Origin of the sequence: Candidatus Syntrophosphaera sp., assembly GCA_019429425.1 — a bacterium.
Lineage (GTDB): Bacteria > Cloacimonadota > Cloacimonadia > Cloacimonadales > Cloacimonadaceae > Syntrophosphaera.
Genome location: JAHYIU010000035.1, coordinates 1 through 22,569, shown reverse-complemented (window position 1 = coordinate 22,569; position 22,569 = coordinate 1). Strand labels below are relative to the sequence as shown.

The 22,569-nt window shown below is 57.2% G+C and carries 16 protein-coding genes; 4 read left to right on the top strand and 12 right to left on the bottom strand.

Features of this window, described 5'->3' with window-relative positions; translation table 11 throughout:
* Positions 1–202: 202 nt before the first annotated feature.
* From K0B87_05175 to secD, 7 genes are all read right to left on the bottom strand, one after another.
* A complete protein-coding gene (locus tag K0B87_05175) occupies positions 203–2,410 on the bottom strand; it encodes a patatin-like phospholipase family protein (protein ID MBW6514129.1) in 2,208 nt (735 codons plus the stop codon).
* On the bottom strand, positions 2,364–2,927 hold the full coding sequence (locus K0B87_05170; protein MBW6514128.1) for a hypothetical protein: 564 nt from the start codon (positions 2,925–2,927) through the stop codon (positions 2,364–2,366). The genes K0B87_05175 and K0B87_05170 overlap by 47 nt, the downstream gene beginning before the upstream one ends.
* A gap of 19 nt (positions 2,928–2,946) precedes the next feature.
* A complete protein-coding gene (gene purL, locus K0B87_05165; protein MBW6514127.1) occupies positions 2,947–5,148 on the bottom strand; it encodes a phosphoribosylformylglycinamidine synthase subunit PurL in 2,202 nt (733 codons plus the stop codon).
* 1 nt (position 5,149) lies between these two features.
* Positions 5,150–6,271 (bottom strand): Sua5/YciO/YrdC/YwlC family protein, encoded by a 1,122-nt coding sequence (locus tag K0B87_05160; protein ID MBW6514126.1) that lies wholly within the window; start codon positions 6,269–6,271, stop codon positions 5,150–5,152.
* 4 nt (positions 6,272–6,275) lie between these two features.
* Positions 6,276–7,373, bottom strand: coding sequence for a peptidoglycan DD-metalloendopeptidase family protein (locus K0B87_05155; GenBank protein ID MBW6514125.1), 1,098 nt, complete (start codon positions 7,371–7,373; stop codon positions 6,276–6,278).
* A gap of 375 nt (positions 7,374–7,748) precedes the next feature.
* Positions 7,749–8,714, bottom strand: a complete 966-nt coding sequence (gene secF / locus K0B87_05150) for a protein translocase subunit SecF (protein ID MBW6514124.1) — start codon at positions 8,712–8,714, stop codon at positions 7,749–7,751.
* Positions 8,715–8,724: 10 nt separating this feature from the next.
* Positions 8,725–10,320, bottom strand: a complete 1,596-nt coding sequence (gene secD / locus K0B87_05145; protein MBW6514123.1) for a protein translocase subunit SecD — start codon at positions 10,318–10,320, stop codon at positions 8,725–8,727.
* A 235-nt stretch (positions 10,321–10,555) separates the two neighbouring features.
* On the opposite strand from secD, the gene K0B87_05140 reads away from it, so the two are divergent.
* A complete protein-coding gene (locus K0B87_05140; protein ID MBW6514122.1) occupies positions 10,556–10,981 on the top strand; it encodes a hypothetical protein in 426 nt (141 codons plus the stop codon).
* Between the two features lie 715 nt (positions 10,982–11,696).
* On the opposite strand, the gene K0B87_05135 is transcribed toward K0B87_05140, so the two are convergent.
* Genes K0B87_05135 through ftsY form a run of 4 tightly spaced genes read right to left on the bottom strand, consistent with a single transcriptional unit; the run spans position 11,697 to position 16,415 of the window.
* Complete coding sequence (locus K0B87_05135) at positions 11,697–12,008, bottom strand: DUF3467 domain-containing protein (GenBank protein ID MBW6514121.1); 312 nt, start codon at positions 12,006–12,008, stop codon at positions 11,697–11,699.
* Positions 12,005–15,244, bottom strand: a complete 3,240-nt coding sequence (locus K0B87_05130) for an ATP-dependent helicase (GenBank protein ID MBW6514120.1) — start codon at positions 15,242–15,244, stop codon at positions 12,005–12,007. Before K0B87_05130 ends, K0B87_05135 begins: the two co-directional genes overlap by 4 nt.
* Positions 15,244–15,465: a hypothetical protein gene (locus K0B87_05125; GenBank protein MBW6514119.1), complete on the bottom strand. Its 222-nt coding sequence runs from the start codon at positions 15,463–15,465 to the stop codon at positions 15,244–15,246. The genes K0B87_05130 and K0B87_05125 overlap by 1 nt, the downstream gene beginning before the upstream one ends.
* The gene (ftsY, locus tag K0B87_05120; GenBank protein ID MBW6514118.1) at positions 15,462–16,415 is read right to left on the bottom strand and encodes a signal recognition particle-docking protein FtsY; all 954 of its coding nucleotides are present in this window, start codon (positions 16,413–16,415) and stop codon (positions 15,462–15,464) included. The genes K0B87_05125 and ftsY overlap by 4 nt, the downstream gene beginning before the upstream one ends.
* A 164-nt stretch (positions 16,416–16,579) precedes the next feature.
* Between ftsY and K0B87_05115 the strand changes: the two genes are divergently transcribed.
* The 3 genes from K0B87_05115 to dusB all read left to right on the top strand — a co-directional run bounded on the left by K0B87_05115 (position 16,580) and on the right by dusB (position 18,931).
* Positions 16,580–17,281, top strand: coding sequence for a hypothetical protein (locus K0B87_05115; GenBank protein ID MBW6514117.1), 702 nt, complete (start codon positions 16,580–16,582; stop codon positions 17,279–17,281).
* A complete protein-coding gene (gene trmB, locus K0B87_05110; GenBank protein MBW6514116.1) occupies positions 17,274–17,882 on the top strand; it encodes a tRNA (guanosine(46)-N7)-methyltransferase TrmB in 609 nt (202 codons plus the stop codon). The genes K0B87_05115 and trmB overlap by 8 nt, the downstream gene beginning before the upstream one ends.
* An 80-nt stretch (positions 17,883–17,962) precedes the next feature.
* Positions 17,963–18,931, top strand: a complete 969-nt coding sequence (dusB, locus tag K0B87_05105) for a tRNA dihydrouridine synthase DusB (GenBank protein ID MBW6514115.1) — start codon at positions 17,963–17,965, stop codon at positions 18,929–18,931.
* Positions 18,932–19,268: 337 nt separating this feature from the next.
* Here the strand turns inward: dusB and K0B87_05100 are convergent.
* Positions 19,269–22,569: hypothetical protein (locus tag K0B87_05100; GenBank protein MBW6514114.1), on the bottom strand; the 3,301-nt coding region annotated here is incomplete at its 5' end.

The window sequence follows — 22,569 nt, the reverse complement described above, 5'->3', positions numbered from 1 at the left end:
ACCCCTTGCGTAATTGAGCGTAATTGAGCGTAATTGACCCCTCTTTCCCAGTTCACCCGCCACTCACTTAGCACTCACTGACCACCCGCCGAACGGGCGGGTACTCGGCGGGAGGCGGGCAAGAGGCGGGTGAATCGGGAAAAAGGGGGAATAGGTTAACGGGTTGGCGAGTGAAAGGAAAGCCCGCGCCAGCCCCTCTCCCCTACTTTCGGGAAAACCAGAACAGGTCGGTGTCGAAGCCGATGTTGAGGTAGAGCTGAGGCCTGCTGTTTTCCCTGATGGCGGTGATCAGGCGGACGGGGCCCACCATGGTGCGGTAGCCCAGGTCGCCGTAGAGGCACCACATGACATCCTGGTCCGTGCCCCAGCCGTCGTTTGGGGAAATGTTCAGCCCCTGAAATCCCGCTTCAAAGAAGAGGTTTTTCAGGGGATTGAAGACCAGGCCGAGGGTGTAGACCCTGTATTGGGGGGAGCTGACGGCATATCTTTCATAGCCGCGATAGCCTTGGGAGCCGCTGAAATGGAAGGGATCGATAGAGCTCTCGTCCTCAGCTCCGAAATAGCTGCCATAGTCCAATCCCAGGCGCAGGGAGGCGAAATCCGCCAGGCGGGAATAGAGGTCCAGTTCCGCGATGAGGCGGCTGTAGATCTGGTCGCTGGTTTTTTCCCAGCGGGCGAAATTTGCCTTGGTGAAGGCCCGGATCCCTGCGCGGGGGAAGACGTCGTCGTCGAGGCTCTCGTGATAGAGCTTGACCCCCACGCCGGAGATCAGGTAGAGAGAATCGATCGGCGCGGTGTCTGATATGTCCCTGTAGAGCCGCGTCCGGTAGGAATAGGCAAAGGCTTCGGCAATTGCGAGCTTGTGGGCGAAGACCCCGATCCCCGGCGCGATCCCGAATTCCAGCTTCCGCACCTTGCCGATCTTGTAGTGGTCGGCGTCGTAGAGATAGAGGCTGTTTTCGCTCAGCCAGGGATAGATCCGGAAATAGGAGCCCCAGAACTCCCCGAAATTCTTCACATAATCCAGATTCACTTCCGTCCTGCCACCCAGGGTGATGCCGGCCAGGAGCTTGGAGTTCTTGAGGATGAGGTTGTTGAGGGTCAGGGTGCTTTGGACGTTCAGTTCCTCCTCGGAGGTGTAGGCCAGATTGAGGGTCAGGAAGCGGCGTTCGCGCTCGCGGACGTGGACCTCGAGCATGAAGCCCCCATCCCCGGGGATGAGAACGGGATAGATGTGCTCAAAAGCCTGGGAATTCCAGGCGGCGTGGCAGGCCTCAGCGATCTGCCGGGGTGTGTAGGAACTTCCAGCCTCCAGGCCCAGGTATTCGACGATCTTGGCCCGGCTCACATGGCGGTTGCCGATGGTCGCGATGGCTTGGATCCGTACATTGCCCAAGTCTGGCAGCCTGCCCGGCCGCTTGAACACGTGGCCGGCGGCCAGAAGCGAATCCCGGAAAGCCGTGATCCGGTCCAGATTTGCCCTGGCATAGGCTTCCCCAACCGCGATCAGCTCGGCCGCGTCGCCAAAGCGGGTGTTGACCCACTCATCCAGGTCCGGTTCCAGGAGCAGGTCGCAATCCCCCAGATTGGCTCTGATATTTTGCGACATGCCGATGCTGATGGTCTGGTCGATGATGTCAATGACATCGTTGAGTTTTTCGGCGTCGCGCAGATCCGTGTTGACCTTGAAGCCGATCACCGCGTCCGCCCCCAGTTCGCGCGCCTGGGGTATGGGCAGGTTTTGGGAAACGCCGCCATCGATATAATAGCGGCCGCCAAGGCTGAAGGGCTTCACCAAACTGGGCACGGACATTGAAGCCCGCATGGCCTGCATCAATGACCCCTGGCTGAAGACCATCATTTCCCCGCTGCCCAGATCCGTGGCCACGCAGGAATAGGGAACGGGAAACTGTGAAAACTCCCGATAGGGCGCGGCAGGCGAGGCCAGAACAGAGAAAGCCAGGTTCAACCGGTTGGCGATGAAAATGCTCGAGGGCAGGCGAGGCCACCAGTCCTGCCCCATGTTCAGGGTCAGGTTGCCGTGGCTGGGCCAGCGTTTTTGGCCAATGTATAGGTTTTGGCGCTCATAGCGGTCATCGAGCAGGGACATGATGTCCAGATCCAGCAGAAGCCGCTCCAGCTCGCTGGCGGAATAGCCCATGGCATAGCCCGCTCCCACGATCGCGCCGATGCTGGTGCCGCTGATCTGATCCGGATAGACGCCCTGCTCCTCGAGCACCTTTAAGATCCCGATATGGGCAAAACCGCGCGCTCCTCCCCCACTCAGGGCATAGCCCAAACCAGCCGCATCCAAGCCAATGCTGGCCAGCAGCAGCAACAGGATCAGGAGGACAGTGCTCTGTTTACAGCGAATCGGAAGGAACCTCCCGGGTCGAATCAGGAGCGGCACTGGCTCCCTGGTAGGGAGATCTTTTCGCCGGTTTGTAAACGAACTCCACCCTGCCGAAAACGGCGTTGGCTTCAATGTAGACAGTGCCCTTGGGATTGGCCTGGGCTGCGGCCGGCTTGGTGGGGATCACTGTGGCCCCGAAGACGGAGGTCGGCTCGAAAACGAAATCGATATCATCCGGGAGTTGCACGAAGGCGGAACCGAACACCGCGGTTATCTCCAGGGGTCTGGAATCCGGTTTCAGGTCGGTGAGGTCGATGTTTTGCGAGGCAAAGACCGAAGAGTATTCCGAACCACCGGAAGTGATCACCCCGTGGCGCGTGCCCGAGGTCTTGATCCGGGTCCAGGATCCTCCCCCGACCAGCAAACGCACGCCGATCAGGATGATGACCACCGCGAAAAAGATCTTCACCAGGGGCAGGTCGACAATGTTCAAGCCCTTCAGGATCAGTGAAAGTCCCCACAGTAACAGTAAAACGCCCCAAAAGATGTGTCCAAACAGAAAACTCATCTTCATCCCCTTCTCCTTAGTCTAATTATAGCCCATTGACGTAGTTTGTGTACATAGACTCCGTATCAATGCTGATATCTTCATTCACTCTGAAGATCGGTTGTTCAGAAACTTCTCCCAGCAGGAGCAGCGGGGTTCGGGTCTGCCGGCATAGCTCTGATATGAGGGTGGCTTTGTCCGGAGCGAAACTGATCACGGCCCTGCCGTGGGCTTCTCCGAAATAGACGTGGCTTTTGGCTGAGCTTACCGGAAACTGCAGATCCACTCCCCAGCGCGCTGCAGGGCCAAAACAGCTTTCCGCGAGGCAGACCAGCAATCCGCCCTCGGAAACGTCGTGGGCGGAGGCCAGCAGGCGGTTGTCGATCAAGGCAAAGAGCAGTTCCAGCAGCCGCTTTTCCTTTTCCAGCTCGACCTTCGGTGCCTGGCCGCTCACTTTTCCGAACACCGTTTTCAGGTACTGCGAGCCGCCGATGCCCGCCCCAGGATCTCCCAATAGCGCGATCAGGTCGCCCGGCCGTTTGAACCACTGGGTGGTCGCCTTGCTCATGTCCTCGATCAGGCCCAGCATGCCGATCACGGGGGTGGGATAGACCGCGCCGAGGGGGCTTTCGTTGTAGAAAGATACGTTTCCGCCTGTGACGGGGGTCCCCAGGGCCCGGCAGGCATCCCCCATGCCACGGATGGCCTCGGAAAAAGACCAATAGACCTCAGGCTTGTAGGGATTGCCAAAATTGAGGCAGTTGGTGATGGCGATGGGTTTCGCGCCGCTGCAGGCAACGTTTCTGGCCGCCTCGGCCACCGCCCCCTTGGCCCCTTCATAAGGATCCAGCCAGCAATGGCGGGCGTTGCAGTCCGTGGCCAGCGCCACAGCCTTGCTGGTCCCTTTGATTGCCACCACCGCGGCATCGCTGCCCGGTTCGGTGACCGTCCCGATCTGGACCATGTGGTCGTATTGGCTGTAAACTTCCCGTTTGGAGGCGATATTGGGGTCCGCAAGGAGCTTGAGCAGGATTTCCGCGTAATCCCCCGGTTCGGGCAGGGAAGACGTGTCAAAGGCCTTATTCTGCGCGAAATGGGCCGGTTCCCTGGACTCGCGGGAATAGACCGGGGCCTTGCCACCCAGCACCAGATATTCGGCTGGGATCTCGGCCACGCTGTCCCCATTCATGCGCACCCGGAGCAGTTTGTCGTCCGTGACCCGGCCAATGACCACCGCGTCCAGGTCCCATTTGTGGAAGACGCTCTGAATGGGTTCCAGATTCCGCGGTTCCACGATCAGGAGCATCCGTTCCTGGGATTCCGAAAGCATGATCTCATAAGGCGTGATGCCTGTTTCACGGACAGGGACCTGGTCGATGTCGAGTTCGATCCCGACCCCGCCCTTGCCGGCCATCTCGGAACTGGAACAGGTGAGCCCGGCTGCGCCCATGTCCTGGATGCCGGCCACGAGCCCGGCCTGGATAACTTCCAGGGTTGCTTCCAATAAAAGCTTTTCGTAAAATGGGTCGCCGACCTGCACCGCGGTGCGCTGTTCGGCGGATCTGTCGCTCAGGTCGACCGAAGCGAAGGTGGCGCCGTGGATCCCGTCCCGGCCTGTTTTGGCGCCCACATATACCACCAGGTTGCCGATCCCCCTGGCGGCCGATCTGGCCAGATGTTCGTGGCGCAGGACACCCACTGCCATTGCGTTGATGAGGGGATTGCCTTCGTAGGTCTCGTCGCAGAAGACCTCTCCGCCAACAGTGGGAACCCCGAAGCAGTTTCCATAATCAGCTATCCCATGCACCACCTCACGCATCAGATGGCGCACGCGGGGTTTGGAAAGATCTCCAAAGCGGAGGGAATTGAGGGCGGCGATGGGCCGTGCGCCCATGGTGAATATATCGCGCAGGATGCCTCCCACCCCCGTTGCAGCGCCATGATAGGGCTCCAGGGCCGAGGGATGGTTGTGGCTTTCGATCTTGAAGCAGATCGCCAGGCCGTCTCCGATGTCCACCACTCCGGCGTTCTCGTCGCCGGCTTTGGCCAGCATGTACTCCCCATCGCGAGGCAGGGTCTTGAGCAGGCGGATGGAATTCTTGTAGCTGGCGTGCTCGCTCCACATCACGCTGAAAATGCCCAGTTCCACGTAGGTGGGCGGGCGTCTGAGGATCTCCAGGATGTATTGGTATTCCTCGGCTGAGATGCCGTGGGCGGCAATCAATTCAGGGCTGATCACAGGTTCCAAATCAAGTTCCTTTAATTCCCGACGGTTCGGCCAGCTTCTTCACCAGGCGCTGGATCCGGTCGTCGATGATGTCGTATGTCTTGCGGTAATAGTTCAGGTCTGAGCCGAAGGGGTCCTCGATGTCTCCAGGCTCGCCCAGGTATTCGTTCAGGGTGAGGATCTTGTGCTGCAGAGTTGGCTCTTTTTCCCGCAAAAAATCCCGCTGGCGAGCTTCCATGGTGAGCACCAAGCGGCTGCCGCTGATCATCTCCGGGGTCACCTGCTTGGAAACGTGGTCCCTGGCTTCCTCGATACCCTTTTCCAGCAGCAGCTGCAGCGAGCCGGCCGAGATCGACTGGCCTCCGCTCATCAGGCCACAGGAATCCCCCGCTAAGGCAAGCCCGGCCTGGACGGAATAGTGGTTGAAAAGCTTATCCGCGATCGGACTGCGGCAGATATTGGCCGTGCAGACGAACATGATGGTAGGCACTTCGAAGGAGCCTTTCACTCCATGGAAGGGGATGGAGCCCTCCCGCAGGCATTTGAGCTCGTCAAATCCGCTGTGGTTGGTTTCCTCATGGCTGGCCACAAATTCCACGACGGTTGAAGGTTGGGGGTCATATCCCGCGCGCATGGCTCCAGGAAGGATCCCGTAGTCGAACCAGTGTTTATAAAATCCGGTGAGCCGGTTCAGGTCGTTCTCCGGGGGCAGGGTGGAAAGATTGACGCTGGTGCTGACCAGGGCGTCATCAAGCAATTCGATCACCACGCGCAACAGCTCGTCCTCCGGGACCCGGAAAGCCACCTTCCCCTGGACCGCCAGATGGGCAAAGCGCTCATCCCGGCAGGGAAAAACAACTGTCAGATTGCCCGGCCAATACTGGTCGAGGAGCGGACGCAGCCTATCCGGGACATGGATCCCCTGGATGGCAAACCAATCGATATGGGGCGCCAGCAGGATCAGGCCTTCTTTGCCGGAGCGCTGCTTGAGCTTCTGGATCCGGTCGATGGCTCCCCGGGACGAGGCTTTGCAGCCGATCCCGAACATCCCGCCGGTGTAATGGAGGATCGTTTTGTCGGTGAAATCCTCATTCCGGAAGAGCTTTTCCAGTTTCCTGGCCGATGGCTGGCGCAGCAGTATCATACCATCATTCCAGGTAGGACAGGGGATTTACCGCCCGGCCGTCTTTGCGCACCTCGAAGTGCAGCGAGGGCACCGTCGCCGAACCGGTCATGCCGGATTTGGCGATCGCCTGGCCCTTGGAGACAGTGGCCCCGTTGGCCACCAAAAGTTCGTTGTTATAGGCATAAACAGTGAAGAAGCCGTTCTTGTGGTCGATGATGACCAGCTTGCCCTGCCCGCCGTAAGAGCCGGAAAAAACCACTTCGCCGGCGTCGGCCGCGACCACGGTCGTCCATTCCGGAGCGGCGATGTCGATCCCGTTGCAGACCACCGAGGTCCCATAGGACCTGGTTTCCTCCCCAAAGCTGCGGATGATCCTGCCTCTGAGTGGCCAGGCTATGGTTTTGGCGCTGAACTTGTAGGAGGCCGGTTCCTTGCCTGATTGGGCGATGATCTGGGCGATCAGGGATTCGAGTTGGGCCGCGTCCTTCTGCAGTTTGGCGATCTGGGTCTGCAATTTTTGCTGTTCCTTGGTCAGCTTGGTTTTCTGGCTTTCCAGGTTTTTCACCTTGTTACCCAGGTTCCTGCTGGTGCTGTAGGTCTTCTGCACCTTGGTGTTGGCCAGGCTGTATTCCCTCCCCTTCTGGTTTTGTTCGGCCACCAGGCTCACCTGGACATCTCCCAGGCCATCGAGCTTTTCCCGGGTCTGCGAGGCCATCAGGGCAAGCAGATGCTGGTCCTTGTGGCTTACCTTGGTGGTGCCCAGCTTCCGTTCCACCCTCACCAGCTTGTCCAATTGGGAATTTTGCAGGCCGTTCAGGTCCCGGATCCGCTCTTCGACAGACCGAAGTTCGGTCTTGACGGTGTTCAGAGTGTTGAGCCTCAGCCGTGCTTCTTCCCGGGATTCACGCAGCTCCCGGTCGGTTTGACTTTTGACCTTTTGGGTGCTTTGGATCTCCGATTCCGTTCTTTTCTTCTGGGCTTCGGTCTGCGCGGCCTTGTTCAGGGCGTTTTTCAGGTCCTCCTGGAGCTTGTCCAGTTGCCTTTGCTTGTCGCTCAGTTCATCGCCAAAAAGCATCGCCAGGGCGAGGGCCAAAGCCAGCATAATCATTATCTTGCGCATAATCATATCATACCTGTTTCGCTAATGAGGATCATTATGTGCATTCTGCTCTGGCTGTCAATGCAAATTTTCGCCGCCATGGCCCTCCTCCACAGGAACAACCGGCTAAACCGGAAAAAGAAGGCTCACTTTCAAACTGAGTGGGTCAGGTTTTCATCTGGGGCAAGAAGGGGTGGCAAATTCCGATTTGCCACAGCGGTCAGCTGACCGCTTCTGAAGGCAGCCGTGCTGCCTTTGCCGATTCTCCAGATCGGCAACCCGCTGCTTGTTCAATCCGGATTTGACGCGCAAATAACCCACTCGATTTGAAAGAGAGCCAAAAAGAAAGCCGCCCGTGATTCAGGCGGCTTTTATCTTTACAGATTATGGGTGTGCTTATTTCTTCTTGGTGAGGTGTTTGAGGGACTGCTTTTCCTGGTGGGAGACCTTGTAAGTGTCCAAAACCAGGTTGCTGGCGATGAAGATCGAGGAATAGGTGCCGATTATGACGCCCAGGGTGATGGCCAAAGCGAAGTCATGGATCACCGTTCCGCCGAAGATCAGCAAAGCCAACACTGTGAACAGGGTTGTGGCGGAGGTGATGACCGTCCTGCTCAGGGTGGTGTTCAGGGCGCGGTTGAAGATCACGGGGATGGTGTCCTTGCGGTAGATCTTGAGGTCTTCGCGGATCCTGTCGAACACCACGATGGTGTCGTTGATCGAATAACCAACGATCATCAGGAGGGCCGCGATGATGGTCATCGTGATCTCCTTACCAGTGATGGAAAAGACTCCCACGATGATCAGCACGACATGGAACAGGGCGACGATCGCCATCAGCCCAAAGGTGAATTCAAACCTGATCCAGATGTAGATGATCATCAGCACCAAGGCGATCAAGACGGCCACGAAAGCGCTGGTCCGCATCTCCGTACCGGCTTTGGCACCGACTGTGCTGATCTCGCGGATGACGTCGTTCTGCAGGTCCCGGCCTTGGGTATAATCGCCGAGTTGGGTGGAGATCACGTCCGTGAGCTGGTCTTTGATCTTTTCCTCGTCGTCGCCCTTGACCTTGATCTGGAAATTGGCATCGGCCACATCGCCCATGTATTGGATCTGGGCTTCCTGGAATCCGCTGTCATTGATGACCTTGCGCAGAGCGTCGATGTTCAGCGCGGGCACGCCGGCGGTCTTGGGCTTCAGGTTGATCATGGCGGTGACGCCGCCGGTGAAGTCGGTGCTCCAATTGAGGCCGTTGACGGCCAGGCCGATGATGGAGGCCAGAACGAGCAATCCCGAGATGATATAGGCTGCCTTGCGGCTATTGACGAAGGGGAAGTTGGCGTTTTTGAATATTCTCATCTTTCTCTCCTCAGATGCTGATGGATTTCTTGACGCCGGCCAGAACCGTCTTGTCCATGATAAAGCGCAGGAACACGATAGCGCTGAAGATGGAGCCGATGATACCGATCATCAGAGTCAGGGCAAATCCACGCACGGGGCCCGTGCCGAAATTGTAGAGCACTATGGCGGCGATCAGGGTGGTGAGGTTGGCATCCCAGATGGTGACCGTGGCGCGCTTGAAGCCGGCGTCCGCGGCCGAGCGGGGCGTTCTGCCCGCGTCCAGTTCCTCGCGGATGCGTTCAAAGATCAGCACGTTGGCGTCCACCGCCATGCCGATGGTGAGGATGATCCCGGCAATACCAGGCATGGTGAGGGTTCCGCCAAAGGCGGTGAGGGCGGCCAGGATGAAGCCAACGTTGAAGACCAGCACAAAATCCGCGATCAGCCCGCAGACCTTGTAGTAAAACATCATGAATATCACGACCGCGATGATGCCGATCAAACCGGCCGTCATGCCGCTTTTGATGCTGTCGGCGCCGAGCGTGGCCGAAACCTGGGTTGAATATTTGGGCTCGATCGGGGCGGTGAGGCTTTCGTTATCCAGCAAAATGGACAGGGATTTGGCTTCATCATTGGTAAAGAGGCCCGAGATCGTGGCTTTCCCGTCCGGGATCCGGTCCTGGATCACCGGGGCCGAATAGACCACGTTGTCCACCACGATGGCCAGCCGTTCGCCGATGTTGTCGCCGGTGACGTTGGCAAATTTGCGGGCGCCCTGGCGGTTGAATTCCAAAGAAATAAAAGGCTTGTTCGCCATCTGGGGATTGGGATTGTCTGAGGAGCCGATCTGCCAGCTGGCGCCTTCGACGTCCGTGCCCTGCACCTGGACGGCGGATTTGAGGATGTAGATGGTGGCCGGGGCCCTTTCCCTCCGTTTCTGTTCGTCAAAGCTTTCCAGTGCGAGGTCGTAGCCCTTGGGCTTGAGGCTCACGAAAAGCGAGTCCTGCAGGAGTTCCCGAACCACGGGCAGATCGCTGTCGCGCACCACGTGGTCATATTGGGAGAAGGAAATGAGGGATTTGAAGATCCCCGAGCTTGGCTCGAGCGTGTCCGCTTCGCTGGCCTCGTCGCGCAGGGCTTTGTCCTCGGCATCCAGGTCGGCCAGCAGGGGAAAGCGGTCCAGATTGGACTGGATGATGCCGTCCATCTGGGTCAAAAACCTTTCCGATTCCTCGGGAGAGGCCACCAGCTTGAATTCCAGCACGGCGGATTGCTGCACCAGATTCTCCGCAGCCACGGGGTCCTTGACGCCGGGAAGCTGGACCAGGATGTCCTTTTCGCCGATCTTTTGGATGGTCGGCTCGGCGATCCCGTATTGGTCGATGCGGTTGCGGATGATCTTGATGTTGTTTTCCACGGCGCTGACCTTGTCGGCCTCGGCCAGCTTGTCCGTGATGACGGTCATCACTATCTGGGTCCCGCCTCTAAGATCGAGGCCCAGATTGAGCTTTTGCTTGATCGGCCAATTCACGCTTTCCGGAATGACCAAAGGCGACAGGAAGATCAAAGTACCCAATACAAACAAGAGTATGGATACAGGTATCAACCAGGAGTACTTTTTCATTGATTTATGCTCCCTAATACTATTTATTAACGCAATATTCAGGCATTTCAAAACCAAACATCTGGCCGGCCATAAATCGTCAAGAATTTTATTGGCTGGACCCATTGGCAAAACTTGGATTCCAAACAACGATGCCCCCTTTGATTCGTGAAAGGGTGAAAGGGTGGAAGATTCTGCTTGACTGAATTTATCCTGCCGATAAGCTTGGCTAAATAGTATCAAAAGGAAGTGTCAGATGGACAAAAAGAAGATCATCGGCATCGTTGTGGGCGGAGTGGCCCTGATCCTCGCGCTCTTTTTCGGGATCAACATCAACTCCGGCAGCGGCGACCCGGCCGCGCAGCTAAAGGAGTTTGTGGGCCCCGACGGCCAGCTCGTCACCTCCAGCAACCTGCTGGGCATGATGGACGCCAACCGCAATTACACGGTGTACGTCACCAAATCCGGCAAAAAGTACCACACCGCCGATTGCCGCTACGTTTTGGGCAAAAGCATCTCCATCAACAGGCTGGAGGCCGTGGAAGAAGGTTATGAACCCTGCAAGAGATGCAAGCCGGACGGCGCTTACGCGAGCACCCAACAGATTCCGCAAACCCAGCCGGAGGAAAGAACACCACCCAGGCGGGATAACGAACCCATCGAGGATCCTTATCTGGAATAGCCCAGCAGCTCTTAAAACTCCACCCTTTTCAGCAGACTGCCTGGCCGCGCGATGATCTGATCAGCAAACGGGCAGGCTGTCTTTTTGCGCACACCCCCTGTTGGATCAGCATAATTCGTTGGTTTCCATCGCCCTGCAATAACGCAAGGATTTGGTATTTTATTCTTGCGCGTTCTATGCCTTTAGCAGAGCGGTTTTGCAAGAACGCAAGCATTTTTAGAACTTATACCATATTTTACTTCAGGATTGTTTTCCCAGAAGTGGGAATTATTCTTGCATTCTTGCAAACCCTTTAGCAGCCTGACATAAAACGCCAAAATCGATTCTTGCGGATTCTTGCGTTCTTGCGGTTTCATGGCCAAATCATCATGATGATGCCTGGTAGAGGCCGATCTTACAGTTCCACCCCTTTCCTCTCTTTCACGCCAGTGGAAAATTCACCCCACACATCCCGAAGAACATTGGGGATGTGTACGCTGAGTTCAGAACAGGCGTGGGATTTGTTTTGAAGGCTGAATCGGGCCAGCTCCGCTGGAGTCGAGCCCGCCCTTATCTCGGTTTTGGCGCAAGCGATCTAAGGTTATGATCGGGGGGCATGGACTCCAGCAAAACCCTGTTGAAGAGCATCCTGGAGTCCATGCGAGCCGGACACAACCCCGGGAATCGAACAAGTGTAATGACTGGCCGGCCCGCTCGACTCCAGGCCAAAACAAGTCTAATTCTTATCGGTCTTGAAGCCCACCGATTTGTTCTCCGGCAGGCCCTGGACCTTGACCTCGCCGAATTTCTCCTCATAGCCGTCCATATTCTGCCGCAGCAGGTTGAGGAGCTGTTTGGTGTGCTGGGGCGTGCAGATCACGCGGGTGTAGATCCTGGCGTCGGGAATTCCGGGCAGCATGCGGCCAAAATCGATGATGAATTCCGAGGGCGAATTGGTGATCACGAAGAAATTGGCGTAGGTGCCTTCGCCGACTTTTTCGTCGATCTTGATGTTGATTTGTTGCTGGGGGGGATTGGGTTTGTTCATTGTATCTCCTTTAAGATGTCTTCATGGTTGATCAATTTCCCGGCCGCGGCGATTTTGTCCATCAATAATTTGTAATGGCCGGAATTGCGGCAGAGTTCCGCGTTGCCCAGAATGATCAGGCGTTCCTGGGCGCGGCTGACGGCCACGTTGAGCTTGCGGTCGACGCTCTGGTCGCCGGAGAGGGCTTCGATATTGCGCAGGGCGGAGCTGGCATGCAGAGGCAGGGTAATGATGATGTTCCTTCGCTCGGAGCCCTGAAAGCGCTCCACCGTGTCGATTGTGGTTTTGGCCTGTTCTGGCGTGAGTTCTTTCAGCAGGGCATGGATCATGGCGCGGAAGGGGGCCACGATCCCGATGTCGGTCTCAAAATTGGTAACGGTCCCGTTGGCCGCGAACAGGTCGAGGATCTTTCTGATGATCCTGACCTGCAAAGGATCGTAATAAGCGAAGCGCGAAGGCGGGCAGTCGATCCAGACCAGGCGTGACGAGAGCAGCGGATCTTCCGTGGCGGGCAACGGCTCTTTCTGCCTGGGCTCCATCGAGACGAGGCGGTCCTGGTAATAGTGCTGGATGAGGCCGGAGATGGCGTCGTGCATGCGGTAATGCTGGTGGAGCATGGTGCTGGAATCGAGCCAGGAGTTGCTTTTGCAGACCTTGAAGAGGCGCTCCATCAATGACTGGCTGTAGGAGCCGTAGCAGAGGCCGGCCAGCTTCTCGTGCTTGAATTCAAAGCCTTGGTCGGATTGCCGGGAGATCGGAGGAAGCTGGTTCTGGTCGCCGATCAGGATGGTCTTCCCCGCCTTGGGGATGATGCCCAGGATGCTGTTTTCCACGATCTGCGAGGCCTCGTCGATCACCAGTTCGTCGATCCGGACTATCTTCAGCAGGTCGTTCAGCCAGGCGTTGCAGCTCTGCACCGTGGCCACCCAGATCCGGCAGGACTTGAGCACGGCCTCCATTTCGTCGAACTTTTTGCCTTGGATGAGGTTCTCCATCAGTTCGAGCCCGATCTCCTCGGAACGGCCGGTGCGGATGAAGGGGATTTCGTGGCGCCTGAGGTTCAGGCAGATCTCGTCCACAGCCCGGTTCGTGAAACTGAGGATGAGCACGTTTTTGTCCGTATCCTGATAAAGCTTTTTGACATAGGTGGTCAGCAAGCCTGAGGTCTTGCCCGTGCCTGGGGGTCCCTGCACGATATGGTATTCCCGGGAGGCGAACATCCTTTGGATAACCTGGTCCAGGGCGGTCCCGGAGCTTTCGTCAATGCTGTTGGATTCCGGTTGGCGCAGGCCCAGCCAGAGCTGGCGCTGTTTCGCGGAGGCCTGCAGGAAGCTGAAGATCGAGCTGAGCGGGCTGTAGAGCGAGGATTCCAGGATGTCGTGCTCCAGGGCCCAAAGCTCCGATTGAAGCTGCGCGGAAATCCGCCGCAAGCCGCCGCGGATGAGCACTTCCACGCTGTTGCCGTCGATCCGGGCAATCTGGCCGCGCAAGATCTCCTGACGGCTCACGGGTATCTTTTGCCGGTAGAGGACAACGACGTCCCCCGCGCGGAAATCCGTTATCAGTTCAGAAGCGCCGAGTTGGAAGCGGGCGAGGTTGAAGTCCACGCTCTCCAGTTTCAGGGAATCGAGGATCTTGTAGCGGTCCCGCTTGGCCCGGGCGCTCTCCTGCCAGAGGGCGTTGTGCCCGTAAATGCTGTCCCTGCCAAGCCCGCCGGTCTTCTCGAACCAGATCTCGCGCGCCAACAGCCGGAGCTGCTCCAGAAACCATTCATACTCGTGCTCCTCCAGGGATTTCAGGGTGCTGACAATGTTTTCCCGCTTGGCCTGCATGAAGCCCGTGTCCCGGGGTTGTTCGCTTGTGAGCAGCCAGCCAAAGAACTGCGAGGGATCCAGGGCCAGGCCGCGCATGATGCCCACGATCCGGTTGCGGCACAGCAGCAGTTCCTGTTCCAACTGGACCGTGTTGACCACATGGCGCAGGCTGTTCTCCTCGGCCGCGGAATAGAGGATGCTGCTGGTTCCCAAAGCGCTGTGGGGATAGCAGTCGCGAATGATCATGTTGTAGGCCACCACCTGCATCTGGTTGCTTTTCCAGATCTCGTGGTGGGGCGGGGAGCCGCTCTTGAGTTCCACGATGTATTGCTTGCCGCCGTGGCCGTATAGGATGTCCAGGCGCCCCTGCAATCCGTAATTGGGATTGATGTAGGAAGGTTCGAGCTGCACGGGGTCGTTCACCCGCGCCTGGGTGAATTCCTTGATCCTGGGCAGATGCGAGCTTTGAATGGCCCTGTGGATGTTGAGGGCGCTTTGCTTGCCCAGCGCGACGACGGAAATTGGCATCTGGGCCATGCCCTTGCGGAAAAGCTGCTTGTATTCGGCATCCGGGGCTGAGATGAGCTCGTCCAGAATGTTGTTGACCAGCGTTCCCTGGATCTGTTTGTCCGAAGCCGGCTCGCTGGCCAGGCGGTTGAGGATGAAGTATTCCGGCCGGGGGCCTCTGGGGCTGAAGCAATCCGCAAGAGCGCTGGCATCGATCAGGAAATCCGGCTCCACGACGATCAGGGTGAGCGGATTGCTTTGGAAACAGCCTTCCCGGCCCGAAACCTCGCTCAGGTTCAGGCAGTTCAGGGTGCAATACTGCCACAGGACCTTGCTCAGGGTGCTCCAGCGCCTGCCCGCGTCGTCAAGGTTGTTCAGCCAGATGGTGCAGTCGGTCCCGTCTTCCAGGCTGGCCGAAATCTCGATCCCGCTCTCCTTTCCCTCCCTTTCCAACAGCTTCCAGCTGAGCGCCACGCAGACAAAACTCTGTTTCCGGCCGCTCTTGAAGGTGGGAAAGGGCCGCGCGCCTTTGCTGCTGAGGTAAGCGTCGAGCTCCGGGTCGCTGAGGCCGGGATGCAGCCAGTTCAGTAGCTCGCGCAATGCGTGGACGCCGCTGAGCCAGTCTTGGTCACTGAGTTCGAAGCCCTCTTCATGGGCCACCTTGTTGCAGAGGATGCGGAGTTGGTTGACTTGGGAGACAAGTTCCGGAGGCGGATCCAACTGGTTGTGGACATACTGCATCCTGGCGAAGAGGCCGCCGAAACTGGTCTTGCTCTCCTCGCTCAGCTTCCTGTAGATCCCTTCCAGAAACTGCCGCACCAGGAGCAGCCTGGTCTTGGCTTCCCCCGGACCGGATAAGATCTCCCGCAGGCGCTGCAGGTTTTGCCGGGCCTGTTCCGCGTCAAAAACAGCCATCAGGAGCGCTTTTTCTTCTTCAGGATGTTAGCGCGCACCCAGCTCCAGTTATAGAACAGGTGCAGTATGCCCACGATAAAGAACAGGATCCCGGCCCAGGCGTGGATCTGCCCCATCAGCTCACTGCCTCCTCCAAGGCGGTAGATGAGCATGGCAACGGCCGCGATGATGAACAGGAGCAGCAGGATGGGATTGAGAAATTTGAGCGCTGTGTTTTTCATTGGTTTTCCTCTTTGGTGTCTGAATTGGTGAAAAAAGCTTCCGTGAAGGCCTGGATGTCAAACTCCTCCAGGTCTCCGATGCCCTCGCCCACTCCGATCAGCTTGACCGGCAGGTTGAGGTTGTGCTTGAGGTTGAAGATGATGCCGCCCTTGGCGGTGCCGTCGTATTTGCTGAGGATCAGGCCGGTGAGCGCCATCGCTTTGTCGAAATTGGTGGCCTGCGAGATCGCGTTCTGGCCCGTGGTGGCGTCCACCACCAACAGCGCTTGGTGTGGCGCTTCGGGGATGAGTTTCTTGATCGTGCGGTCGATCTTGCTGAGTTCCTTCATCAGGTTTTCCCGGGTGTGCTGGCGGCCCGCGGTGTCGATCAGAACGACGTCGTAGCCCTTGGCCAGGGCGGAGGAGATCCCGTCATAGATGATTGCGGAGGGATCGGCGTCCTGCTGGGACCTGACCATCGCCACTCCCGCCCGCTCTGCCCAGATCGCAAGCTGTTCGATGGCCGCGGCGCGAAAGGTGTCTCCGGCTATGATCATCACCTTCTTGCCCCTTTCCCTCAGGCTGTGGGCGACCTTGCCGATGCTGGTGGTCTTCCCCACTCCGTTCACGCCCACAAACACGATCACGTAGGGCTTGGCGGAGATCTCGTCATAGATGCTCGCTTCGGCCGAATAATCCTGGAGCAGGATGTCCCGCATTATCTCCTCCAGGGCGGTTTGGACCTCTTCCGCGTCAGTTATGCGGTCGACCCGGATCCGCTCTGTGAGCCGTTCCATGATGAGCTGCGTCATTTCCACGCCGGTGTCGCAGCGCAGGAGGATCTCCTCGATCTCCTCCATCAGCTCGTCATCGACCTTGCCGCGCAGGCTGATCGCTTCAGCGATCCTGCCGATGAAGCCGCTTTTCGTCTTGGCCAGCTTTTTCCTGAAGCTGCGCACTATATTGAGCATAAAAATCTCCCTGGATGTTCATGGACCGGATTTCCCAGACGGATCCCCGGGCGCGGATGCCAGAGGGCCACAGAGGCCAAGTGCCACATTTGTCATTGACATCCACACGACTTACCATAAAATGCGCTCACAGATTAACGTCAATGAAAATTTACGAGGCAAGGATGAACAACAGACATTTTCAAACCGTGATGGTGCTCGCGATCCTGGTCCCGCTGCTCATGGGGATCGTGGGATACCTGGTCTACGGCGGCCACAGCGAACCGCAGCCGGTGGATTCTCTGATCGGCCAATCCGCCGAAACGGGCGAACCCATCCTGATCAACCGTGATGGCACGGACGCCCCCAGGATTCAGAACAACAGCTTCGGATTCAAGGAGCTGATCCTCTACATCGCCCTCCTGACCGGCGTTATAGCCCTGCTCTACCATTATCTCAAAACCAGCCTGGTCTGGCTCGCCGTGATCCTTCTGCCCCTGGGCTTTGCGCTCCTCTCTTTGGCCCGGCTGAACATCTCGCTGACCGCTCTGTACCTTCCCAGCCTGCTCTTTGCCGCGCTGCTGGCCCTGCTGGTCAGATTCGTCTTCTTCAATCCCAGCACCATCCGCTTCCGCATGATCCTCACCTCCCTGCTGGGCGCTGCGCTTCTGACCCTGTATATCCGCGGCATCTATCTGGTTTCCAATTCCGTGTTCGAAAAGCAGCAGTGGTCGCTGGTCTACGTTTCCGCGCTGATCCTGTTCGTTTTCGTCTCCTTTGGCCTGTCTCTGGCAGACCTGGTGATCCAACGCGCCCTGATCAAGCGCAGGCAGGCCGAAGAGAAAGCCCACGCAGACGACGAGGAGGATGACGAGCCCCATGCTTGAAGACCGGGATTTCTTCGTCACCGATTCCCCTGAAGCCATTCTCGACCCGCAAGATCTGTTCGGAAACTCCCATCCGCTGTTCATCGAGATCGGTTCCGGCAAAGGCGAATTCATCTCGCAATACTCCATCCTGCATCCGGACTGGAATTTCCTGGGTTTCGAAGCCGCCGAGAAACGGATCCGCAACATCCTCAAAAAGATCTCGCCGGAGCGCCATCCCAACGTCCGCATAGTCCGCCTGAGGGTCGATGCCAACATCGCCCAAGTTTTGGCCCCGGAATCAGTTCAGGGCGTCTTCATCCAGCATCCCGACCCCTGGCCCAAGAAAAGGCACCACAAGCGCCGCCTCTTCCAGCAGGATTTCCTGAACGCCCTGGCTGCCGTGATGCGCCTGGATTCCGAGGTCCACGTTTCCACCGACCACGAGGAATACGCCAACTGGATCGCCGAGGAATTTGCCCACAACCCCAATTTCATCTCTATGCTGGACCAGGTGATCCAAACCGATCCCAGCCTCGACGACCATGTCAGCACCTGGTATGAGCTGGAGCAGAAACGCCTGGGCTTCACTCCCAACTTCATGTTGTTCAAAAAGATTTGAATGCAGTCAAGATTATGACAGCCCTTAATATCCTATCATACAAGATAGTTATGACTATCTATTGAATCCTTTGCTTTATTATGGATATCCTAAGCTCCATCACCGATAACAAACTATGGCTTGCACCATTGGCCGGCTACACCAACCAGGCCTATCGCCAACTCTGCAAGGCCAACGGCGCGGACGTCCTGGTGAGCGAAATGGTGAGCGCGGACGGCTTGATGCGTGATTCCAAAAAGACGGTCCAGTTCATTCTGTTTTCCGAAGAGGAAAGGCCTTTTGGCATCCAGGTCTTCGGCTCGGATCCCCTCATCATGGCCCGGGGCGCGGAGTTTTGTCTGCAGTACCGGCCCGATTTCATCGACCTGAACATGGGCTGCCCCGTCAAGAAGGTTGTCAGGCGCGGTGCCGGATCCGCTTTGATGAACACCCCCGCTGTGGCGGAAAGCATCGTGAAAGATGTGAAGAAAGCCCTGGCCGGGGCCTGCCCCCTGGGCGTCAAGTTCCGCAGCGGTTGGAATCCCGTTAGCCTGAACTATCTGGAGTTCGGGCTGCTACTGGAATCCGCCGGGGCCGACTTCCTCTGCCTGCATCCGCGCACCCAGTCCCAGATGTTTTCGGGAGAAGCGAATTGGGAACACATCGCCACCCTGAAAACGCGTCTCAGCATCCCGCTGATCGGCAACGGCGACGTCAAAACCCCGGAAGACGCCCTGAAAATGTTTGCCGAAACAGGCTGCGATTCTGTGATGATCGGCCGCGGAGCTTTGGGAAAACCCTGGATCTTCGACCAGATCCACCAACTGAGGCAGGAAGGTGATTACCGTCCCGTCACCCGTTCCCAGCTTCTGTCAACCGTTTTCCAGCATATCGACCTGGCCCTCAAATACAAGCCCGAACGCGTCGTAGCCAAGGAGCTGCGCTCGGATCTCTGCTTCTATACCAAAGGATTGGTGGGCAGCGCGGAACTCCGCCAGGCCATCAACCACGCCGAAAACACCGCCCAGATCAAGGAACTCATCCTGGCCAGCGAAGCTTTCAAGATCTGAATCCCGCCTCTCAGCCCCGCTTCTCCCCCATATTCATCCCAGCATATCCATCTCATTGGCCACCATAGCTTTCCAAATTATCCTCTCATATGGCTCCCCTTATCATTACGGTGTCATTACGGACTCACTACGGACTTTGTCCGTAATGAGTCCGTATTGATAGCGTATTGATCAGGAGAGGGCAATATCCACCTATCTGAAAACATGTCAGTTATGCTCAGCTTGCTGAGCCAGCTTTTCTGCCAGGGGCACATATCTCTGCAATGAATGGAATTATTCCCGTAGAAAAGACAAACCCGGCGGTCGGACCGGGGTTGTTGCTATCTACATCAGTGGTTTATTTGGACGGAGCGTCACGTTCAGCCCTGACCTCATAGAAGTTTCTGGCCTGGCTCAGGGACACGTCGTAATATAGGTTCGTGCTTGAGCCAAGGAAGCTGAAAGTTCCCTCGGGATCATCACTCGCGTAAACCTTGTAGCGGGAGGCCCAGATCGGATAGGTCCAGCTTATCCGGGCCGTGTTTGCCCCGGTCTGCGTTATAGCCATGTTGCCGGCGAGCGGCAGATCCTGCCAGGTGAGGCTGGTCGAGGCCAGGTTGTCGTGTTCGTTGTTCTCCATGACCGCGCCTTCGGGATCGATCAGCAGCCAGGAGGTCCAGCTTTCCGGGGTCAGCGAATAAACACCCGAGAAGCTGTAGCTGTGGGTTTGCCCGGCAGCCAAAGGAGGGCAGGCATGCTGCAGGTCGCCGGTTTCGGTCCAGCCCGGGGCGCTGCTCCTGTTTTTGAAGAGATGGATGTTGAAGCCGCTGGCAATGGGATCCGTTCCGGCGTTCTGGACCACGACGTTGTAGGAAACCTGGTCTGCGAGGTAGGGATTGGTTGAAAACACGCCAAAAGACTGCACGATGAGGTTCTGGTTGTAGCCGATCCAGGAGATCAGACCATGGGGATCGTTCTCAAACAGAGGCCCGGCGAAGTTCCCGGATGAGCTGTTCACCACCACGGATCCGCTGTTGACGGTTTTGGCCAGATTGTAGAGCTCACTGCCGGTCGTGTTCAACACAATTCCGTCAATGGCCAGGTTCTGGCTGTTGTCGAAGGTGACGAAGGTGCCCTGTCCATCGCTGAATTGGCAGTAGTCGAAATCAGCCGTTGGGTCCACCTGGCCTGTGTTCATGATCCAGATCCCCTCGCTGTGCGTGTGCCTGAATTCTGTGTACTGGGCAGAAATTGTCCCCATGACGTGCATTTTCCAGATGGTACCGCCATAACCCCTGATCCGGGCCAGATTGGTCCCGATCCCATGGCAGAGCAAGGTTCCGCCGCCGTGCACATCGATATCCGCGCCGGTCTCGAGAATCGAGCCTGGATCCAGATCCAGGGTACCGCCGCCATTGACAGAGGTAACACTGCTGTTTCGGACCATTTTCCCGTTCATGAGCAGGCTGCCGTTGTTGATATTCAGCATACCCAGCACGTCCACATTGGAATTCAGGACCACATTGGCGGGATTGTCGATGTTCAGGTCGAAGAACTGCTCAGTTCCGCCCCCGGCGCTGATCGTGGAGAGCGCGGTGCCGTTGAAATGGACCATTGAGGTATTGGCGGTGAATCCGCTTCCGGGATTGTTGTTGGTCCAGTTGCCCCAGATGTTGATGGTCCCATAAGAACAACCGGCGATGAAGGCCCCGGCAGTGATCGTCAGGTCTCCCTGTATGTCCAGGGGTGAGGTTTGCAGTTCGATGCTGGTCAGGGTGTTCACATCCATGTTGTGGAAATGGTTGCCGGCACCGAGGCCAAACGTATACACGACTCCCGGGAAGGTGTTGGCAAACTCCAGGGTGCCCACATTGGGCACAAATGTCCCGGCAGTGTTGGCGCTGATGGTCCCGCATTTCAGCCGGCCGGTGGATCCTGATCCCATTACCCCAAAGGCGATGCTGCCGGTGGGATTGATGACCACCACATAGCTGGTCGCGTCCAAAGTCCCGTTTTCGATCCAGATTTGGCCATTGACATTCAAGACATTGATGGCAAACTGGCTGACCAGGGTGAACTGGGCATCGCGCACATCCAGCAGGCTGCCCGCGTTCAGGAACGTGGTGCCGTTGACCGTGGCCGTGGTTGGCACCATCATATTCAGGGTGCCGTTTAAGTGTAGATTTCCCATCAAACTCAGTGGCTGAGATACATCCAAAACACAGGCGGGATCGATCTGCAGATCGCCGTTGACCAGGAGACTGGTAGACGTCATAATATGGGGTGATGAGATCTTCAGGTTGTGGAACCAACCCCCGGCGGCGCCCACGCTGGCGGGATTCATGCTGTTGATGACCACCAATCCACCCGTGGGGTTGAATTGCGGGTTCATGACGGTGAAATCCCCAGCCACGGAAATGATTCCCCCGGTGATGGAGGTTGTGAATCCTGCTCCGCCGGTCATGACATTTATGCCTGTGTTGTGAAACTGGAGCAGACCGGTGTTCAGGATCAGCGAACCCGGAAACAAACCCCAAGTGGAATTCGAGCCAGGAAAGGGGAATCCGGAATAGATGTTCATCACGCCGCCCTGAATGTCCAGATTCGCCTGCAGGTCGGCGTTTCCGGTCATGTCATAAAGGTCGATCACGCCGTTGTTGTGGCAGGCGAAATTGCCCATGATGCAGTTATCAAGCAGGGATAAGGCGGTGAACTGGCCGTCTGTGACCTTCAGCAAACCGCTGGTCCAATCATATAAATCGCAGTTGATGACCTGACCTGGATTGGAAAGCGCGAGCATCCCGGAGGGCTTTGCCAGTTCAATAATGTGAAAGTTCATATTGACTGGCATCCCGGTGATCGTTTGGTCGTAAATGCCATTGAAAACCAGCCGGGAAGTTCCCTTCATGAAGGTCCAGGGACCCGGACCCCAGATCCAGTCTCCTTTTAGGTAGACATTGGCAGTGCCCAGATTTATTCCCCCCGCGTTCAGCATTAGATCGCCATTGACGGTCAGATTGCTGAGCAGGTTCAATTGCTGGCTCGGTTGTCCCAAGATCTGCAGATGGTGGAAATAGCTGTCGGTGGCAGTGAGGTTGAGTGCCTGAGGACCGAAACCGTTGAATGTTACCTGCTGGTTTCCGTAGAAATGGTTGGTGGGGGCGACGGTGAAATTTCCGCTGATCAGCAGGTCCTGAGGCATTTCCATCACGCAGGTGACGTTGTTTTGCACAGGCAGTGAGAAATTGTTGACCGTCAGGGGCTGGCTGCTGGACGCGCTCAGATGCACCGTCCCGTTTGGCCGGTTGATGAGCAGGTCGCTCAACATGACATTGGCGGAGTGATTGTGGATATAGCTGTGGATCGGGGCCACCATTAGATTTGGCTGTTGAAGAATGAACGACGGACCGCCTGTACTTACCGCAGAACCGGTGTCGAAGAAGCAGTCTCGGCGCACAATGGTCTGAATGCCCGGCATCAGGCTACCAAAAACGCCTCCAGGATGGACTGTGAAGTTTGATTCAATGTCCAGAGACCCCATATTGTGCAAGGAACCCCAGATATCCAGCTTGCCGGTGGAAACCAGCGACCCGGGATTGTTGATCTGGAGGTTTATCATCATATGGGCTGGGGTTTCGACGCGCAGGTCTCCGCAGACC

Excerpts from the sequence above, each read along its gene's own strand:
- K0B87_05170 (MBW6514128.1), bottom strand. The coding sequence starts at position 2,927 with ATGAAGATGAGTTTTCTGTTTGGACACATCTTTTGGGGCGTTTTACTG.
- K0B87_05160 (MBW6514126.1), bottom strand. The coding sequence starts at position 6,271 with ATGATACTGCTGCGCCAGCCATCGGCCAGGAAACTGGAAAAGCTCTTC.
- K0B87_05155 (MBW6514125.1), bottom strand. The coding sequence starts at position 7,373 with ATGCGCAAGATAATGATTATGCTGGCTTTGGCCCTCGCCCTGGCGATG.
- secF (MBW6514124.1), bottom strand. The coding sequence starts at position 8,714 with ATGAGAATATTCAAAAACGCCAACTTCCCCTTCGTCAATAGCCGCAAG.
- secD (MBW6514123.1), bottom strand. The coding sequence starts at position 10,320 with ATGAAAAAGTACTCCTGGTTGATACCTGTATCCATACTCTTGTTTGTA.
- K0B87_05140 (MBW6514122.1), top strand. The coding sequence starts at position 10,556 with ATGGACAAAAAGAAGATCATCGGCATCGTTGTGGGCGGAGTGGCCCTG.
- K0B87_05135 (MBW6514121.1), bottom strand. The coding sequence starts at position 12,008 with ATGAACAAACCCAATCCCCCCCAGCAACAAATCAACATCAAGATCGAC.
- K0B87_05130 (MBW6514120.1), bottom strand. The coding sequence starts at position 15,244 with ATGGCTGTTTTTGACGCGGAACAGGCCCGGCAAAACCTGCAGCGCCTG.
- K0B87_05125 (MBW6514119.1), bottom strand. The coding sequence starts at position 15,465 with ATGAAAAACACAGCGCTCAAATTTCTCAATCCCATCCTGCTGCTCCTG.
- ftsY (MBW6514118.1), bottom strand. The coding sequence starts at position 16,415 with ATGCTCAATATAGTGCGCAGCTTCAGGAAAAAGCTGGCCAAGACGAAA.
- K0B87_05115 (MBW6514117.1), top strand. The coding sequence starts at position 16,580 with ATGAACAACAGACATTTTCAAACCGTGATGGTGCTCGCGATCCTGGTC.
- trmB (MBW6514116.1), top strand. The coding sequence starts at position 17,274 with ATGCTTGAAGACCGGGATTTCTTCGTCACCGATTCCCCTGAAGCCATT.
- dusB (MBW6514115.1), top strand. The coding sequence starts at position 17,963 with ATGGATATCCTAAGCTCCATCACCGATAACAAACTATGGCTTGCACCA.